Genomic DNA, 17,137 nt, shown 5'->3' with positions numbered 1-17,137 from the left:
GGCGGCGGTTAAAAACCATCCACCAGCAAATCCAGGCCGGACTTTATCTCTCTTCGATAAGATGCCAATGAGGTAAATGCCACGCTCTTAATCCGGCTGCTGGAGACAGAGCCCATATCCAGCAGGTCTACGAACAATGCCTCGTCACCTACGACAACGGGAATTTGCAGGCCGGTGATCAATTTTCTTCCTGTGTGTGGCTTAAGGGTAGCAACCAACAAGGCATCGATCTCATGGAATAGGGGGTTGGTCAGCAGCACCACCCTTTGCTCACCTATCTTCCCCAGATCAAAGTGTTCGAACTTCATAGCTGGCCTATACGCTCAGCAAAAGTGCCACCTTGCTTTTCCAGTTCCAGATTGTATTCGGCTATCGCCTCCGTGTTTTGTTCGCGCCACTGCCGGGCCCGGGCCGCCTTTACCTCTTTGTACAGTGCCCTTTCTAATACGGCTGAGGGACTGATACTCAGCTCTCTGGCTTGTGCCAGCAGTTCAGTATCGATGGAAGTATTACAAGCAGACTTTGTCGAGGTAACAGACATCAGGATTGAGTCAGAAAATCATGTTGCCAAGCAGCTTAGCTCACAATCCATGCGCAGACAGTTTGCGCATGGATTGTAAATAGGAATAAAGACGCTACTCGGCTGTGGTGGGATCGATCACCGACCTCACCTGAGACACCCGATTGGCCGGAAATCCGCCGCGTTCGGCATGCTCCCGCACCATCTGTTCATTGGGAGCGATATACAGGCAATAGATCTTGTCGCCTGTCACGTAGCTTTGCAGCCACTGGATCTCCGGCCCCATCTCGCTTAATACACCGCAGGAGGTCTGCGAAATCCCTTTAAGTTCCTCGGCCGACAGCTTGCCGGCACCTGGAATCTCCCGTTCAATCACATACTTTGGCATTTTGCGTCTCCTGACTTATAAACCCATGCTTACTTAACATTCTCCCCTCCAATGATGGCTCCATCGGGTCCGGGGAGCTAAGAAACTATGGCCGCTTGCTACCAAGCGGCCATCTGTTCAGTTCTTCTTGTTGATAAAAGAGGGGTTATCCTTATTGTGATACAAGGACTGGGTGGAAAAGCCCAATACCGTGCAGTTTCCATCCATGTCCCAGGAAAAACGAATGTATGAATCGTCATTAAGAGCATACATAGTTTCGAGCAGATCCATTCTGTCGGTGGTGCAAATTGCGCTGTCACCATCCCCATCTTGCGCCTGACAGAAGCCAATGTTGACGACCCCGCCTGCACCATTATCAAAAGTTCGGATACCGCAACCGATCAGATCATCGCCTTTGGCCCACCTCGCCGACTCCATGTCCCCGTGAGCAAACATCAGATCGAGATCCACTTCCACGGGAGCAGGTTGAGTGGTACCGGCAAAAGCGCCGGCAGAGCTTACAACTAGAGCCATCAGTACAGCGGTGGATAAGGTTTTCATTTATTATTCCTCGTTAATAGAGTGTGGAACTAAAAACGGCCTTCCAACTCACCAGATTGTAACGCCCGGGCCAAACGGCCGAGCATTTCCTTGCGACTCCTGACATCGAGTTGCGCAATTTTTTGTTGAAGCCGCGTCATATCCGCATCCGAGATATAACCATCGGCGATATGCCCCAACAGACGCTGCTCAACCAATACCTTTTGTTGTTCGCGGGGCTCCTCTTCACTAAGAGATTCTTCCGCAAGAGCCACAGGACCTTGTGCCTGAGCTATGAGAACCTGTCCCAATACTGCGATTTCTTCACGGATGATCTTACGCAGGTCAGTCAAATCTGCAGGCGGTGCAGGCACCTTGGAGAAAGCTGTGACGATTTCAGGCCGGGGGAGCTCAACAGGTTGAGGAACAGCACTGTCGTGGCCGGATACCTGAGTTGCCGGTGGCGTGGAGAACAAGAGTCGTACTGACAATACCAACAGCAGAATTGTCTAGCTCAAACTCAATAACAGAAGCGTTTTCATTGGTTGTCCGCAAAGTGCTATACAACACAGGAACTATCAATGGAGACATCGCAAAGGGATGGATAGAAGTCACCCCGTGCCCAGCGATCAATGCTAGCTGGCCCAGGCGGAGTTGTTATTATATTAGGCTATATAAACTGGCTTTATTAGATTGTGATTACAACAACATCCGACAGTGGCCCGCCTCCTTTGCAGGGAGAGGCCACTTCCCGTCACACTGCTACAGCGTGCAGGCCCAAGACTAGAAGGATGTTCTGTCGCTAAAAGGCTTAGGTGCCTTGTCTTTGGCCAGGCCGTTTTGCATGGCGATGCGCTGATTCCTGCGACCCAACAGGCGCAACTGAATCAACCGCTCCCAGAACAGGGCGCCGCGGGTATCTTTTTTTCAGGTCTTTTTAAACAAGGCCTTGGCAGCGGCGATGGCATCCGGGCTTTTCTGGCTGATGGTGGTCGCCAGTTCCATGGCCGCCTGCAGCGGCTGGTCGCTGAGTTTGCTGACAAGACCGTATTCGGCCCCGTCGCTGCCGCTGAAGATACGCCCTGTCATGGTCAATTCCTGGGCGATATCCACCCTTGTCAGGCGTGACAGGGTCACGGTGCCGCTCATATCCGGGATAATGCCCCACTTGATTTCCATAATGGACAGTTTGGCGTCAGGGGCGGCAATCCGGTAATCACAGCCAAGGGCGATCTGCATGCCGCCGCCAAAGCAGTTGCCGTGCACCACGGCAATCACCGGCATGGGCAGATCGCGCCAGCAATGGGCCAGGCGCTGAAAGCGGTTGTCTTTGGACCAGGGCAGTTTTAAGAAAAAGCGCACTATCATGGACGGTTTTTTGGAGACCGAGGCAAAGTCCAGCCCAGCGCAAAAAGACGGCCCGGCGCCCTGCAGGATCACGCAGCGCACCGACCGGTCTTTCTTAAGCCGTTTTGCCGTATCCAGCAACTGCACAAACATAGCCTCATCCAGGCCGTTATGCTTGTCCGGCCGGTTTAGGGTGACGATAGCAATAGCCCCCTGTTTTTCCAGCAATACCCGGTTTGTGTTGTCCTGTCCCATCGGCTCTAGCAACTTTTTCAAGTGGTCCTACCAGAATCCCATAAGCAATAGAAAAGTGCCAGTGCAGGTTTAGATTGGATCTGTACTTTCTCTGTGCCTGTAGGTGCTTGGTGCATGCCCTTCTCCCAGCAGGCTTACTGACCGGATTCTCTCGCGCAGAGATCGCCAAGACGCTAAGAAAAGTAATAGCTAAAGGTTCTCTCTCGCTGTGGTTCTACGTTATTTTGCGCGAACGTCCTGATCGACCTCGCTGCAGAGCAAAAATAGCTCGCGCCGATGCCGTAAAACCGCCAAGGGAAGCTCAATCCTGATTGTACGGAGCTAACCCAGGAGTAATGGAGTTGCCGGCTGGCAATGATGCTATCGTCGCAGTTCGACTATGTCCTGTCGGGCCGCGCTGATGCGGGCGATCAGCGCCTGACGGCCATTGCTGTCGTCCACATACAAGCTTGGCAGCGCAAGCGCCTGGCTGTCGAGTGGCTGTTGACGGGCCAGATCATAGCTGACCAGATTATTTTGCTTATCCACGGCCAATAACAGGTCATTGCCCAGGACAAAACGCTTGGCAATATCATCCAGCACTAATGCGGATTGTGCCCCGTCTTCCGAAGCAAGGCGCCGGATCTGGCCGTGCTTGTCCAGGCTGTAGAATTGCCCCTTTGCATCTGCCTGCATCCAGATACTGTCCCCGACATCCAGTCGTCGCCACTGGCCCGAAGCCAGGTGGTAGGCAACGGCTTGCTGCTGCCAGTCAACCTCACTGGAAAACAGGACATGACCGTCGCCCGTCCACTGATAAAGCTGTTTAACGGCAAAAGGTTGGTCGAGTTGCCGGATGCCACCGTCCAGGTCCAGTAAAGACAGGCCGTCGTTATGATTAACCAACAACTGCTGTCCCGAGGGCGACCAGGCCAGACCCGCAATCGCGCCGCTTTCAAATCGGCTGAGCTGCCAGACTCGCTGCTGCGCCACCAGCCAGACCTGATCGACGCCAGAACGATTGGACACGAAGGCGATATGCGATCCTTGCGGCTGAAACCTGGCCTCTTTGTCCACAAAGGTGGAGTCCAGTGGTTCCGGCATTGTCATGGGGTCCTCTGCCTGCCCCGGTAGCGCATGGGGATAGAAGTCCCAGTCAATCACCCCGTAGGTGCCCAGCAGTCTGTCGGCGTGGGGAGCATAGACCAGTGAATCAATAGCCTCGGCGGCTTGAGTGTCGATGCGGGTCACCTGACCGTTCAGATCCACTTCGAATTGGTGGATGGGGCCGTATATCAGCAGTTTCTCCTCGGCGGGATGAAAGCTCAATTCCAGCAGTTCATAGCGGGAAAGAGCCACGGGCAAAACCAGCGTCATGGTATTGAGCACCTTGCCCTTACTGGACAGCAGTGTAAGCTGGTTTCGGCCGTTGGTCGTTTTGCCCAGGGTAGCCAGCCTGTCCAGTCCAGGCGAATAGGCGAGGTTGTACAGGCGCTGGTCGGGCGGGGCAAACAGGGTTTGCTCGGTCTCGTCACGAAGATGGTAGGTAATCAGCCGCCAGTGCCCGTCCTCGGGGCGCTTGAGCATGGCGATACTGCCGTTGTTCATCCATTGCGCCCCGTACAGCATACCTTCGTCGCAACTGACGCGAGTCTGCGGCTGTTGCGGCCCGTTCAGGGCTGCAGCAAAATCCAGGGTCTTGAGTTCCCAGCACTCGGGTACCCCGTCTTTGCCACACAGGTTTTTGCCCACAAACGCCAACCTGTCACCGCCCGGCGCGAAGCTATGTTGTTGAAAGTATTCCGCAGCCCCGGTCAGGCGAGTTTCTTCCTGGCTGGCCAAATCCTTGCTCCACAGGTGGTTCTCACACAATCCCTCATAGCGGTGAAAGACCATATAGCGGCCGTCTGGAGAATAGCTGGCAAAACTTTCCTTGCCCTCAGTGGTGGTCAGATAGCTGAGTTTGCCATAGCGGCCTGCCGGATCTTGCGAAGAGTAGAAACCAATGGAAGAGAGTGCGAGCAACAGGGGCAGCAACGCCGTCAGAGCCAGGTAGCGCCTGCTCGACCTGCGTTTTCTGGATGAACTCCTGCTCCGCTCCTTGTCTTGCCGGTCAAAGCAGACCGGTAACTCCAGGCTGTAACCCTGCTTGGCGTGTGTCCTGATTACCCGTTGTTGCCTACTGTCATCACCCAGAGCCTTTCTGAGCTGAGCAATGCAGCGCTGCAAGGTATTGGGCGAGACAATGGTACCGGCCCAGATCTGCTGCATCAGTTGCTCCTGAGAGACAACCTGGCCCCTGGCGCGGACCAGTTCGGCCAGTACCGCCATCACCTTGGGCTGCAGGGTGATGTCCCGGCCTGCCAAATGGATTTGATTGCGAGTGAGGTCGACAGCGGCCTCGCCCAGTCGGAACTGTTTATTCATTTTCGCGTTCCATACTCCTGCCCTGGCCAAGGATAGTAACACAGAGCCTGTCCGGCACTGCCGTCTTCAAGGCCTGCCATGCAGGCCGAAGCCATGACTTAACTAATTGATTATCCTAGAAATCAGAAATAAATCAGTGATAAATCATAGCGCCATCAAGCATTCTTGGACAGCTTGTTTAGGCTGGCCTGCCAATTCCAAGTAAAAGGAAATCTCTTAATGATCAGCATGTCATCTTTATTGCTGTTGCTCGCAATCTTGTTGCATTGCCCCTGGACCCATGCCGAGACCAACACCAATATTAGCGGCCAGGGAGAGGACAACAGCATCCACCTCTCGCTGCATTCCACCCACCTGAATCAGACCCTGACCGCAGATGTCTATCTGCCGAAAGGCTATTATCTGGATGCGCAGCACATTCGCTATCCGGTGATTTATACCCTGGACAGTTGGACCCTGGCCGAATTGGTCTCGGGCATGACCCGGCATCTGGGCAATACCGCGTCCATGCCCAAATCCATCGTCGTGGCTCTGTATAGCGAGGGAGACCTGAGGATTGCGCCCAAACTCTACAAGAGCCAAAGCGGTTTGCCAGGCAACGCCGAGGATCAGACTTTCTGGGGTGAGGATGCGGACAAGTACCTGGCATTCCTGCAGGACGAGTTATTGCCCGAGGTGGATAAACGGTTTCGTACTCATGAATTCCGGGTGCTAATCGGCATGTCTCCCACCGCCGCCTTCGCCTTACACAGCTTGATCCAGAAACCGGATCTGTTTGACGCCCACTTCCTGTTCGCCGCCGCCAGTGTGGTGGGCATGGGCTATACCCCTGACTCCAGTCTGACAGACAGCCTGGTAAACACCCTGGCCAAGCGTCCGGAACATAAAGGATATCTGTATGTGGCATCGGCCGGCAGCGACGCAGAGGAAGCTCCAAGCCAGCCCGCAATACTGCAGGGGCTTAAGAACCGCTTGGCTGCGTTCGGGCAGTATCGGGTGCGGACCGAGCAAATCGATGGCTTTGGCCACTACCCCATGGCTGCTCCGGCGCTGTTGTCTGCGCTGGATCTGGTGTTTCCGAGGGAGCACTTTGATATCGGTCTCAACTTTAACGCTTTTCGCGCCAATCCTGAGGGCGGCACGATGCTGGAGCAAATCGACCGTCATTATGCATTTCTAAGCAGGCTGGTAGGATTTAAGGTTTGGCCGAATGCCGATATCCCAAGAAATTCCGACAGCTTGCGCGCAGCAGCCATGATGCTTCGCCAGGAACAGCGTTACGAGGAAGCCTTGGCCCTGGGCAAGCGCTGGGTGGAGCTGCAACCGTCTTCGGCCAAAGCGCTGGCGGCCCTTGCCGCCACTTACCAGGCCGCCGGACAGTTATCTATGGCCGAAGACCTGATGGCCAGGGCCATCCCGTTGGCCAAGGCCAATCAGGATCCCTTACTGGCTCATTACCAGCAGATGGCGACAGAACTTGCAAATCCCAACCAGGACTAACTCATGCCAACACTACTGCTGATTCTGACATTACTGCTGAGCGGCTCCATCCAGGCTGAACCTGTGACACCACCGTTAAGCGACGAGCAACGACAGATTGTTGCCCTGACCAACAAGGTGCTTGGCGCCCAGCGCATCGCCTATAGTCACCTCTCCTCGCTACAGGCCATCAACGACCTGTTCGCCCTGTACACTGATGACTATGTTTATCAGCATGAGGGCTACGGCGGCATTTACAGCAGGGAGCATCTGTACAACAACTCGGTGGCGTTTTTTAAACAGGGGCGCTACCGGGACGACGCCCCCGACAGCTACAAACTGGTCAGCATTATTCCGGGTAAACAGGCCGCGGCGGTGCAGCGAGCGTATCAGGGTAAGAACGGTGTGGAGCTGCGCCTGACCTTACTGGAGTTTACCGGCGATAAGGTCAGTCGCATCGTTGAGTATTGGTAGAGGCAGCGCTTCTTTACCCATACTGCAGCGAGCAAAGTGCACAACCGATAATCCGTGACTGCGAAAAACTAAGCAGCTTGGAATAAGCCCCCAAAGCTCAGGGCGTATCCACCATAAAAGGCACATTGGCCGTGGCCACCTTACCTGAGTCATTTTCCACGTAGGCAAACAACCGGTAGGGGCCGGGCTTGGTGGGAGCGGCAAACTGCATCCGGCCTGGCTGGCTGCCAGTGGTAAAGGTCAGATCCATCGCTCCCGGACGGGCTTCGGGGTCGCCGCCGGATTTGATATCGGTGCTTTCCGGCAAGACTTCCCAGCGAACTATTGCGCTGTCGCCTGTGCCGGGTTGGTAATCCAAGGCCACCTCAACGGTTTGCCCGGGACTTAGATGCACGCTCTGCTTCGCTGTCTTACCGTTAAGAGTAAAAGCTTCGACGGAGGGGGCGCGGCTGGCCGGCCATTGCCCTGTCCACAGATAGGTCAGGCTGTCCACCACCTCGCTGGGCTTGCCCGCTTCGGTAAATACCCCGTACCAGGTAGGGGTGGTCTCCTGCTTCTGGCCCCATAAAAAGGCATAGGAGCCCAGCGCCCGGCCCGGTGCACCAGCAATCCCCTGTTCGTATCGGTGACGGTAAATGGCCGCTTTTTCGGTACTGGTCTGCTCGATGGGTACTCCCCAGTCGGTTTTGGGCACTTCCCAGTGGCCGGTTGGACCCCATTCGGTGACCACATAAGGCCCCTGGTAGCCGATATCCGTCAACCGCTGCGGCAGGTTTTCCAGTCCGCCGTAGATATTAATACTCAGATAGTCGATGCTGGGCACCCGCTCGGCAATAAGATCGGCCTTGGGCTTATCGATGCCGGCAGTCACCGTGGTCACCAGATGGTTGGGGTCCAGCGCCTGAATCATGGCGGCAATGTCCTCTACCGCATACCAGACATCCGTGTTGGTATAGAAAAGGTCCACCTCGTTGCCGATGCCCCAGGCCAGCAGCGCCGGATGATCTTTGTACTTGAGGACGGTCTGCCGAATTCGCTCCTTCTGCTCGGCTACGGCCTGCTGATCGTTATAGTCAAAGCCGTGGCGCTCCTTGCCCAGGCGCAGGCCCAGCATGACGGTCAGGCCCTGCTGATGAGCTTCATCCAGTATCCGCTCGGCCTCATCGGTGCTCCAGGTACGGACGGAGTTACCGCCGCTTTGCGCCAGCAAATCCAGTCGCCGGCTGCCCCCTGCCCCTTTGATAAAGTAAGGCTCGCCGTCACGCAAAATGATCCAGTTTCCATCCCGCTGCACCAGTTCCACTTGCGCCAAAGAGGAACTGGCCGACTCAGTTGAAGGCTGATCATTACAGCCCGCCAGGGCCTGTGCTAACAGCCAACAAGCAAGCATTCTCCCAGTAGCAGATAACAACATAAAACAACCCTTTGCTTATAAATCAATGTGATAGCGCTTACATACTCTAGGGGGATGCATACGCCTGTGGCAAGATTAAAGTTATCCCATCTGCGTCCTTATCATTGCCATATCAAAGGCTTAACCGCACTGACAGGGCATCTGCCGAATTTTGTCCCGCTTGGGACAGGCTAATGCTAAAGTCGGCCAAATTCAAAAATGTCTGTGGAGACCAAGGTGACTATTAAAAATCCATTCCCTGTGTCTGTTTTTCTGAGTCTGCTGTTGGCCTTGGCCTTACCGGTTAGTGCCGCGGCCCAAAGCGCTGACAACGCCCTGGCAAAGATCATTGAGGATCACTGGCAATACAGCCTGGCCGAAGATCCCATTACTGCCAGCCGCATGGGCGAAGCCGGTTTCAGTGACCGCCTGCCGGCAGTGGCTGACAAAGACCGTGCGCGGCGACTGGCCGCCGAAAAACAGTTTCTGAAGCGCCTGGAGAATATCCAGGTAAAGGAGCTGTCAGACGATAATCAGGTTAATCACGCCATGCTCAGATGGGTGCTGAAAAACAGCATTGAAGCCAATGAGCTGTATCTTGACCGCATTCCGGTAAACACCTTTTATGCCTTCTGGAATACGGCCCTCAATGCCAGTAAAGGCCTGAGCATGAATACGGTGGCGGATTATGAAGATTACATCAGCCGTATTCAGGATTTTGGGCGGTACGTTGACCAACATCTGGCCAATATGCGGGTCGGCATTCAAGATCGCTTTGTATTGCCCAAAATTGTGGTCAAAGGTATTGCGCCAACAGTGCGCGCCCTTGCCAGTAATACACCAGAGCAGAGCAGCCTGTATGAGCCTTTTGCCAATCTGCCGGCGTCTTTTTCTGCATCTGAACGCGAGCGACTTGTCAAAGAAGGTACTGCGGCAATACGTGATGTCGCCCTGCCCGCCCTTGACCGTGTCGCCACCTTCCTGGAAGGTGAGTATATGACCGCTGCCAGCGATACCCTGGGGGCCGAACAACTGCCCGGCGGCAAGGCCTATTACCGGCACGCCATTCGCACTTATGTTACCCAGGATATGACGGCCGATGAGATCCACAGCCTGGGCCTGAGTGAAGTAAAACGCATCCGCTCTGAAATGGACAGTCTGATTGAAAAAAGCGGTTTTGAGGGGGATTTTAAAGCCTTCACTGAATTTTTACGCACTGACCCCCAGTTTTATGCCACCAGCGCCGAGCAGCTGCTAAAAGAAGCCGCTTACATTGCCAAGCGTACCGACTACCGGCTGCCAGAGTTCTTTGGCAAACTGCCCCGCCAGCCTTATGGCATCGTACCGGTTCCCGATGAAATTGCCCCCAATTACACGACGGCCTCGTATAACCCGGCCCCCGTGGGTGGCACCCGTGGCGGTGCCTACTGGCTGAATACTTACGCCCTTGACCAGCGTCCGCTGTATGAACTGGTAGCCCTGTCCTTGCATGAAGGCGTGCCCGGCCATCATCTGCAAAGCGCCTTATCCAAAGAGCTGGAAAATGTCCCGCACTTTCGTCGCACACTCTATTTAAGTGCTTTCGGTGAAGGTTGGGGGCTGTACTCCGAGCGTCTGGGCGTGGAGATGGGCTTGTATGATACTCCCTATCAGCATTTCGGTCGTCTGAGCTATGAAATGTGGCGGGCTTGCCGGCTGGTCATCGACACCGGCATTCACTCTCAGGGCTGGAGCCGCCAGCAGGCACTGGATTTTCTAGCTGACAATACGTCATTGTCACAGGCCAACGTTAGAGCCGAAGTGGACCGCTATATCTCCTGGCCGGGTCAGGCTTTGTCTTACAAAATGGGGGAAATCAAGATCCGCCAGCTGCGTGCCCGGGCCGAGGAGGCCTTAGGCAAAGATTTTGATATACGAGAATTCCACGACACCTTGCTGGGTAATGGTGCTTTGCCGCTGGAACTGCTGGATGCACAGATCCAGGCGTATATTGAAAACCACAAATCTGGCGCTGAATAACATCCCAGGCCGGATCCGGGGATCCGGCCTCTAGCGGGTCTTTCCAAATTGCCGCTGTCAGGCAAAGGCACTCGATATAAACGTGTCAGCGGACAGCTGGACGGGAAAATGATGCGCATTTACTACTACCTTTTTCCCATAGTCTGCACATTCGTAACAGCAAGCGACCTGAGCCTCCGAGTATTGGCAAAATCCGGGGGTGAAATCAGCTTTGCTGCTCGTTCAGGCTTGAGAGCTTGTCCTCTATCACAGGCGCAGCCTTGCCGCCGGTAAAGTATTGCACTGTGGTGCAGGACACCACATCCCCCAGTACATTGACCGCGGTACGGCACATATCCAGAATCCGATCCACGCCCAGGATCAGGGCGATACCCGCCGCGGGAATACCCACGCCTTCGAGCACCATGCTCAGAATAATAATCCCGGCCCCCGGCGTCGCCGGTGAGCCGATAGAAGCGGCCACCGCCATGGTCACGATAAAAAGGTAGCTGGTCAGGCTCAGGTCCACCGCAAACACCTGGGCCAGAAATACCGTGGCCACCCCCTGGTACAGCGCCGTACCGGTCATATTGATGGTGGCCCCCAAGGGTACCAGAAAACGGGCGATATCCCCCTTAATGCCCAGTTTGTTCTCCGTCACATCCAGGGTGATGGGCATCACCGCCGCCGAACTGCTGGTAGAAAAGGCCAGCAACAACAATTCGCGGCTATGCCGGATAAACTCGCGCAGTGGACCCGGCCAGGTCAGCTTGGCCACCACAAAGTAGAGTATCCCCAGCAGCACCAAGCCCAGCACCACGGTGGCCACATAGATCAGCATGCCCGTTAATACCTCAATGCCCAGATTGGCCACCAGCTTGGTAATCAGGCCAAATACGGCAAAGGGCGCCAGCATCATGGCCCAGGAGACAATGCGCAGGCTTACCTCCTGCAAGGCACCTAACAGGTCAAACAAGGGTTTGGATTGCTGGGCGGGAATGGATAGCAGCGCCGCCCCTAATACTGCGGCAAACAGGATCACCTGCAGCATTTCACCAGAGGCCATGGAGGCCAGCGGATTCTTCGGGATCAGCGCCGAAACTTTATTGGGTAGGTCCGCCAGCTCGGGAAAGCCCCTGGCCACCACACTGGTCAGCGGCGCGGTCTGGGCATCGGCCAGAATACCGGCCTCAATATAGGCGCCGGGCTGGATATTCAATGCCAGTACAATGCCAATGGCTGCTGCAATGGCGGTGGAGGCGACGATAAACACCAGCGCAATCAGGCCGTTTTGTTTCAGGGCTGCCGGGTTGTTATTGGCCGCCAGCCCGCGCACTACAGAGGCCAGTACCAGCGGCACCACAATCATCTGAATAATGGCTAAAAACAACTGGCCGGGCAGTGCCAACCAGGCGGTAATCACTTTCACCGTACCGGCTGATACTAAGCGCAGATCCGGCCCCAGTAGAATGCCACAGACCACGCCTAAGAACAGAGCAATCAGCACCTTCAGCCATAACCGGTCCCGGATCAGCTTGTCGAACTGAGACGTCAGGGTCACCAGGGGTTGCAGAAAAAGCGGCAGACTGTGCATGGGCATCCTTCCAGGTAGCAAGATTGCCAACCAGTCTAGGGCATGAAGAGTGAGGTTTCCCGGCAGGGCAAACTTTGTTTGATCTGTCGCAAGTCAGGCATCCGGCCGGTTTTAGTTCAAAATTCCAAGGACCGATAGTTTCTCGGCCAGTAAGTCCATAAACACCCGCACTTTGGGACTGGCATAACGGCCTTCCCGGTGAATGATGTTCACCGGCCGGGGGCTGGGCTCAAAGTTCTCCAACAAAATTTTGAGTTGCCCGCGGGCGAGCTCGTCCGCTATCTGATAAGACAACACCCGGGTAATACCAAAACCCTGCTTGGCGGCATGAATAGCCGCATCATTGGTGGTGACGGTGAGTCTGGGGGCGAGTTGCGGTATCTTGATGGTAGTCTGATTCTTATCCCCATGGGTAAAGCGCCAGTCGTACATGCTGCTGGCGGCTTTTGAGACAATCAGACTGTGGGCTTTCAACTCTTCAGGATGCTGAGGCAAGCCGGCTTTTTTCAGGTAGGCCGGTGAGGCGCACAGGACCAGACGTACGCTGCCCACTTTTCTGGCACGCAGGGTGGAATCGGGCAGGTCACCGATGCGAACCCCGACGTCCACGCCTTCTTCGAGCATATTCACCATCCGATCCAGAAACAGTGCATCCACCTGCATTTTTGGATACCGCTGCAGATACTCGACAATGCAATCCAGCACAAAGTTGCGCCCGAACAAGGTGGGTGCAGTCACCACCAAATGTCCCTGGGGTTCGGCATTGATGCCGACTGCCGCTTCATCGGCCTGCTCCAGCTCATTGAGGATGCGCCGGGCGTCATCAAAATAGTGCAAGCCCACTTCGGTGGTTCGTACATGACGGGTGGTCCGGTTGAGCAACTTGATACCCAGAGCGGCTTCCAGGGCCGCCACAGCCCGGGTCACCGCCGGGGGCGACAGGTTAAGTCGTCTGGCAGCGGCCTGAAAGCCCTGTTCTTCGACCACCGCCACATACACCCGCAGTTGATGAAACCTGTCCATTGCCAGACCCTATTATTCCACTTAACGCAATAATATATTGCATTTCACGGATATTCTTCTTCTTTTCGAATCTTCCTATAGTCACATCACTGACCCGGAATGACATCTGTCTGCCCGGAGACCAGGTTTACTCATCATCCATATCAAGAGGAAAGTCCATGAACCGTATCGCAATGATTGAAAAATCCAATGCCAACCAGGAACAACAGGCCCTGTTTGAAGCCATTGAGACCAAACTGGGCATGGTGCCCAATTTTTTGAAAGTCTTTGCCAACTCCCCTGCTGCCCTGCGAGCCTTCCTGGGGCTGCACGGCATCGCCGGTGAAGGCAGCCTGGAGGCGCCCACAAGGGAGCGCATTGCCCTGGCCATCGCCCAGCAGAATGAATGTCAGTATTGCGTGTCTGCCCACACCGCCATTGGCCGTCATGCCGGATTAAACGGCGATGAAATCGCCGCCAACCGTGCCGGCAGCAGCCAGGACGCCAAAGCCGCCGTGGCGGTAAAATTTGCCAAGGCGCTGGCCGAACACAGCGGTGAGGTCACCGACGAGGAACTGGCTGAGGTGCGCCAGGCTGGATACAGTGACGCCGACATCGTCGAGATCATTACCCATGTGGGCATGAATGCACTGACCAACATTCTCGGCAAAGCCAGTCAGGTAGACATTGATTTTCCCAAAGTCGACCTGGCACTGAGGGCCAACGCCGCCTGAACAGCACCCTGCCGGTTGCACCGGCACTTTTTCCGGCCCCCGGCTTAGACGCCGGCGGCCGGATACCAAGGGAGATTGTCATGAGTCACCAATACGCCAAGCTGATGTTCACCGACAGCGTCAAGGACATTCAGCGCCAGCAGCGCAGCCGCAGCAATTACGAGCGCATGGAGCAGGGCGAAGACGTCAACTACCTGCTTAGCAACGTGGAAGCAGACTTTATTGCACAACGCGACAGCTTTTATATGGCCAGCGTCAGTGAAACCGGTTGGCCTTATGTGCAGCATCGCGGCGGCCCGGCGGGCTTTATGCGGGTGCTGGACGCCCGTACCCTGGGCTTTGCCGATTTCAGCGGTAACCGCCAGTACATCAGTACCGGCAATGTCAGCGTCAACGACCGGGTGTCTCTGATATTTATGGACTACCCCAATCGCCGACGCCTGAAACTGCTGGGCCGGGTGGAACAGGTCGGCCCGGACCAGCCAGAGAGGCTTGCCTCGCTAAAGCCGCAGCGCTACCGGGCCAAGGTGGAACGGGGTTTTATCATTCATGTGGAGGCGTTTGACTGGAACTGTCCTCAACACATTACCCCCAGATTCAGCGAACAGGAGGTGGAGCAGATCCTCGCCCGTCGACTGGCCGGGCAAGCCCCCTCGTCAACCTCTGGCGCCGAGCCAGTGGTACTTGGCGACGGTCCGTTGGCACTGGAAATCAGCGGCATCCGCCAGCTCAGTGAAAATATCCGCGCCTATGAACTTCGATCCAAAGACCACCAACCCCTGCCACCATTCAGCCCCGGCGCCCATATTAAAGTGCCGGTGATACTGCCGGATGGCACCCGGGATCTCAGGCACTATTCGCTGTGCTCCGATCCTACCAGAACGGATCGCTATGAAATCGCCGTACTGAATCAGGCCAATGGCAAGGGCGGCTCTGCCGCTATTCACCAGACCTACCAACTGGGCGTAACCCTGCACTGCGAAACGCCGTCCAATTACTTTGACCTGTCGCTGCAACCGGGTCAGCCGGTGATGCTGATTGCCGGAGGCATAGGTATTACGCCGGTCAAAGCACTGGCCCATGCCCTGCCGACTCGGGGACATCCCACCGAGCTGCATTACGCGGGCAAACAACGCAAAGCAATGGCCTTTGCCGATGAGCTGCAAGGGGTGCCCGGCCCCATTACGCGCCTCTACGCCGGCGACCAGGACCGGCGACTGAATTTACCAGAGCTGATGAAGCAGGCCGACAGACAGACGGTGTTTTTTGTCTGCGGGCCCGAGCGCCTGCTGCGGGAGGTACAGGTCCTGGCCACCCGACTTGCCATTCCGGCATCGCAAATCCGCATGGAGCGTTTCGGCTTTGAGCCGTCAGAGGATGATCAGCCGGTACTGCTGAAACTGGCAGAATCCGGCCGGGAGATTCAGGTGCCGGCACAAACCAGCCTGCTCGATGCGCTGCTGGAAAACGGCATCGACGCCCCTTTCAGTTGCCAAACAGGCCAGTGCAAACAGTGCGCCGTCGGCTATTCGGACGGCACTCCGGATCATCGCGATAGAGTACTGACGCAAGAGGAGCGCAAGACGCTGATCTGCCCCTGTGTCTCGCGGGCCAGCAGTCCCAGCCTGACCCTGACACTTTAATCACACCAAGCCGCCAAAGCGGCAAACTAACGAGGTTCCTATGACAGACAATATTGCCAGGCCACCCCTGCCTCCATTCAGCCTGGAGCACGCCATCATCAAGGTACGTAAAGCCGAGGATGCCTGGAACGGGCAGAACCCGCAGGCCGTTGCTCTGGCCTACACAGCAGATTCAGTGTGGCGCAACCGTGACCGCTTCCTGCAGGGCCGTGCGGCCATCATCAGCTTCCTGCAGGAAAAATGGGCCAAAGAGCAGGATTACCGCTTGATCAAGGAAATCTGGTGCCATACCGGTAACCGCATCGCCGTGCGCTTCGCCTACGAATGGCATAACCAGGCCGGACAGTGGTTTCGCTCCTACGGCAATGAAAACTGGCAATTCAACGACCAGGGCCTGATGGCCTATCGCCATGCCAGCATCAATGATTTGGCCATCACCGAATCTGAACGCAAATTCCGCTGGCCCACAGGGCCAAGACCAGAAGACCATCCAGGCCTGAGCGAGCTGGGGTTATAACCCCAGCTTTGGCTGATATCAGGCTATCGGGAGGAAAATTATCCTGTTAACTCCCCAGGATTTTACTCATGCGCTGATCCAATACTTCTCTGCGAACCCGGTAATCAGGATCGTGAGTCTGACTGCTGAGTATGGCTTCGGCCAAGGGTTCGTTCTGCCCAAACTCCGCGACGAAAAACACTGAAAACCGCCTTATCCACCAGTTCGGATGATGTTTTGCAGCCCACGCCAACACTTCGACGGTTTCCTGGCCTTGGCCGGGCATCCAGGCCAAGGTGTAGGGAATTTGGTTTACTGTGTTTTCTTCCGCGGAGGTAATAAGCGCTTCGAACAGTGCGTTGCGCATATTGGCAAGATGCCCTTCGGCATCTTTCCAGAACGCCTCCCTTTTTTTGGGAAAACCACTTTCCTCGTCGTGGGTAAATTCAACATTGATAGCAGAAAATGCTGCCGCAATTTTCACCCGTTGTGATTTGTCCGGGTGGGCAAACAACTGAAAAAGTAAATCCGGTGACTCACCGTCAAAGAACACCCTGTGAACCAGTGCTTTTTCTGCGGCAATGTCTTCGGTTATCTTTTTCGCCCCAGAAGAGGCATCACCCTTGTTGAGCCTGTCGGGTATGTCTGCAGCAATGGCCTGCCCGGTATCACTCAGTGTCATTGCATGCTGCTGAACTAACGAAGGGGGATCGGCAAAGACGATGGGGCTAGCCCCCAACCCAGCCAACGCATGGATCAGAAAAGCGGCGACCAACAATGCCGCCATACTCATTGCAACCGCCATTTTTTTAAAGGGAGAACGGATCTTCATGGATTTGCTTACCTGCTGTTGTTGTTGGAGTTGACATTTCGTGGCCTATTGAAGCCC

The 17,137-nt window shown here is 55.5% G+C and carries 17 protein-coding genes; 6 read left to right on the top strand and 11 right to left on the bottom strand.

Annotated elements, in window-relative coordinates:
* Window positions 1-8: 8 nt before the first annotated feature.
* From J0A66_RS13070 to J0A66_RS13040, 7 genes are all read right to left on the bottom strand, one after another.
* The gene (locus J0A66_RS13070) at window positions 9-308 is read right to left on the bottom strand and encodes a putative type II toxin-antitoxin system PemK/MazF family toxin (protein WP_206574276.1); all 300 of its coding nucleotides are present in this window, start codon (window positions 306-308) and stop codon (window positions 9-11) included.
* Window positions 305-541: a type II toxin-antitoxin system CcdA family antitoxin gene (locus tag J0A66_RS13065; RefSeq protein ID WP_206574275.1), complete on the bottom strand. Its 237-nt coding sequence runs from the start codon at window positions 539-541 to the stop codon at window positions 305-307. Before J0A66_RS13065 ends, J0A66_RS13070 begins: the two co-directional genes overlap by 4 nt.
* A gap of 94 nt (window positions 542-635) precedes the next feature.
* Window positions 636-908, bottom strand: coding sequence for a DUF4242 domain-containing protein (locus J0A66_RS13060; protein ID WP_206574274.1), 273 nt, complete (start codon window positions 906-908; stop codon window positions 636-638).
* 117 nt (window positions 909-1,025) lie between these two features.
* Entirely contained in the window at window positions 1,026-1,448 is a 423-nt protein-coding gene (locus tag J0A66_RS13055) for a hypothetical protein (protein ID WP_206574273.1), read from the bottom strand.
* A gap of 29 nt (window positions 1,449-1,477) precedes the next feature.
* On the bottom strand, window positions 1,478-1,903 hold the full coding sequence (locus J0A66_RS13050) for a hypothetical protein (RefSeq protein ID WP_206574272.1): 426 nt from the start codon (window positions 1,901-1,903) through the stop codon (window positions 1,478-1,480).
* Window positions 1,904-2,354: 451 nt separating this feature from the next.
* Window positions 2,355-3,050 carry a crotonase/enoyl-CoA hydratase family protein gene (locus J0A66_RS13045; protein WP_241264190.1) on the bottom strand — a complete coding sequence of 232 codons (696 nt, stop codon included), beginning with the start codon at window positions 3,048-3,050 and terminating at the stop codon, window positions 2,355-2,357.
* A gap of 339 nt (window positions 3,051-3,389) precedes the next feature.
* A complete protein-coding gene (locus J0A66_RS13040) occupies window positions 3,390-5,435 on the bottom strand; it encodes a winged helix-turn-helix domain-containing protein (protein ID WP_206574271.1) in 2,046 nt (681 codons plus the stop codon).
* Window positions 5,436-5,654: 219 nt separating this feature from the next.
* On the opposite strand from J0A66_RS13040, the gene J0A66_RS13035 reads away from it, so the two are divergent.
* Window positions 5,655-6,935, top strand: a complete 1,281-nt coding sequence (locus J0A66_RS13035; RefSeq protein WP_206574270.1) for an alpha/beta hydrolase — start codon at window positions 5,655-5,657, stop codon at window positions 6,933-6,935.
* Between the two features lie 3 nt (window positions 6,936-6,938).
* Window positions 6,939-7,388, top strand: a complete 450-nt coding sequence (locus J0A66_RS13030) for a hypothetical protein (RefSeq protein WP_206574269.1) — start codon at window positions 6,939-6,941, stop codon at window positions 7,386-7,388.
* 97 nt (window positions 7,389-7,485) lie between these two features.
* Here the strand turns inward: J0A66_RS13030 and J0A66_RS13025 are convergent, their stop codons facing one another.
* Window positions 7,486-8,802 (bottom strand): glycoside hydrolase family 2 TIM barrel-domain containing protein, encoded by a 1,317-nt coding sequence (locus J0A66_RS13025; protein WP_206574268.1) that lies wholly within the window; start codon window positions 8,800-8,802, stop codon window positions 7,486-7,488.
* 216 nt (window positions 8,803-9,018) lie between these two features.
* Here J0A66_RS13025 and J0A66_RS13020 point away from each other — a divergent pair, with 216 nt between their 5' ends.
* Window positions 9,019-10,800, top strand: a complete 1,782-nt coding sequence (locus tag J0A66_RS13020) for a DUF885 domain-containing protein (RefSeq protein ID WP_338143893.1) — start codon at window positions 9,019-9,021, stop codon at window positions 10,798-10,800.
* A gap of 205 nt (window positions 10,801-11,005) precedes the next feature.
* On the opposite strand, the gene J0A66_RS13015 is transcribed toward J0A66_RS13020, so the two are convergent.
* Together J0A66_RS13015 and J0A66_RS13010 are read right to left on the bottom strand one after the other, a co-directional pair.
* A complete protein-coding gene (locus J0A66_RS13015; RefSeq protein ID WP_206574266.1) occupies window positions 11,006-12,373 on the bottom strand; it encodes a dicarboxylate/amino acid:cation symporter in 1,368 nt (455 codons plus the stop codon).
* A gap of 111 nt (window positions 12,374-12,484) precedes the next feature.
* Window positions 12,485-13,396 carry a LysR family transcriptional regulator gene (locus J0A66_RS13010; protein WP_206574265.1) on the bottom strand — a complete coding sequence of 304 codons (912 nt, stop codon included), beginning with the start codon at window positions 13,394-13,396 and terminating at the stop codon, window positions 12,485-12,487.
* A 158-nt stretch (window positions 13,397-13,554) separates the two neighbouring features.
* Here J0A66_RS13010 and J0A66_RS13005 point away from each other — a divergent pair, with 158 nt between their 5' ends.
* From J0A66_RS13005 to J0A66_RS12995, 3 genes are all read left to right on the top strand, one after another.
* Window positions 13,555-14,109 carry a carboxymuconolactone decarboxylase family protein gene (locus J0A66_RS13005; RefSeq protein ID WP_206574264.1) on the top strand — a complete coding sequence of 185 codons (555 nt, stop codon included), beginning with the start codon at window positions 13,555-13,557 and terminating at the stop codon, window positions 14,107-14,109.
* A gap of 80 nt (window positions 14,110-14,189) precedes the next feature.
* Window positions 14,190-15,752, top strand: coding sequence for a 2Fe-2S iron-sulfur cluster-binding protein (locus tag J0A66_RS13000; protein WP_206574263.1), 1,563 nt, complete (start codon window positions 14,190-14,192; stop codon window positions 15,750-15,752).
* 40 nt (window positions 15,753-15,792) lie between these two features.
* Window positions 15,793-16,269: a nuclear transport factor 2 family protein gene (locus tag J0A66_RS12995; RefSeq protein ID WP_206574262.1), complete on the top strand. Its 477-nt coding sequence runs from the start codon at window positions 15,793-15,795 to the stop codon at window positions 16,267-16,269.
* Between the two features lie 46 nt (window positions 16,270-16,315).
* Here the strand turns inward: J0A66_RS12995 and J0A66_RS12990 are convergent, their stop codons facing one another.
* The gene (locus J0A66_RS12990) at window positions 16,316-17,080 is read right to left on the bottom strand and encodes a hypothetical protein (protein ID WP_206574261.1); all 765 of its coding nucleotides are present in this window, start codon (window positions 17,078-17,080) and stop codon (window positions 16,316-16,318) included.
* Window positions 17,081-17,137 lie beyond the last annotated feature (57 nt).

The organism is Bowmanella dokdonensis (assembly GCF_017254865.1).
GTDB lineage: Bacteria > Pseudomonadota > Gammaproteobacteria > Enterobacterales > Alteromonadaceae > Bowmanella > Bowmanella dokdonensis.
Note: the sequence above shows the minus strand (reverse complement) of the source record. Positions and strands in the feature narration are given on the sequence as shown.

Excerpts from the sequence above, each read along its gene's own strand:
- J0A66_RS13070 (WP_206574276.1), bottom strand. The coding sequence starts at position 308 with ATGAAGTTCGAACACTTTGATCTGGGGAAGATAGGTGAGCAAAGGGTG.
- J0A66_RS13065 (WP_206574275.1), bottom strand. The coding sequence starts at position 541 with ATGTCTGTTACCTCGACAAAGTCTGCTTGTAATACTTCCATCGATACT.
- J0A66_RS13060 (WP_206574274.1), bottom strand. The coding sequence starts at position 908 with ATGCCAAAGTATGTGATTGAACGGGAGATTCCAGGTGCCGGCAAGCTG.
- J0A66_RS13055 (WP_206574273.1), bottom strand. The coding sequence starts at position 1,448 with ATGAAAACCTTATCCACCGCTGTACTGATGGCTCTAGTTGTAAGCTCT.
- J0A66_RS13040 (WP_206574271.1), bottom strand. The coding sequence starts at position 5,435 with ATGAATAAACAGTTCCGACTGGGCGAGGCCGCTGTCGACCTCACTCGC.
- J0A66_RS13035 (WP_206574270.1), top strand. The coding sequence starts at position 5,655 with ATGATCAGCATGTCATCTTTATTGCTGTTGCTCGCAATCTTGTTGCAT.
- J0A66_RS13030 (WP_206574269.1), top strand. The coding sequence starts at position 6,939 with ATGCCAACACTACTGCTGATTCTGACATTACTGCTGAGCGGCTCCATC.
- J0A66_RS13025 (WP_206574268.1), bottom strand. The coding sequence starts at position 8,802 with ATGTTGTTATCTGCTACTGGGAGAATGCTTGCTTGTTGGCTGTTAGCA.
- J0A66_RS13015 (WP_206574266.1), bottom strand. The coding sequence starts at position 12,373 with ATGCACAGTCTGCCGCTTTTTCTGCAACCCCTGGTGACCCTGACGTCT.
- J0A66_RS13010 (WP_206574265.1), bottom strand. The coding sequence starts at position 13,396 with ATGGACAGGTTTCATCAACTGCGGGTGTATGTGGCGGTGGTCGAAGAA.
- J0A66_RS13005 (WP_206574264.1), top strand. The coding sequence starts at position 13,555 with ATGAACCGTATCGCAATGATTGAAAAATCCAATGCCAACCAGGAACAA.
- J0A66_RS13000 (WP_206574263.1), top strand. The coding sequence starts at position 14,190 with ATGAGTCACCAATACGCCAAGCTGATGTTCACCGACAGCGTCAAGGAC.
- J0A66_RS12995 (WP_206574262.1), top strand. The coding sequence starts at position 15,793 with ATGACAGACAATATTGCCAGGCCACCCCTGCCTCCATTCAGCCTGGAG.
- J0A66_RS12990 (WP_206574261.1), bottom strand. The coding sequence starts at position 17,080 with ATGAAGATCCGTTCTCCCTTTAAAAAAATGGCGGTTGCAATGAGTATG.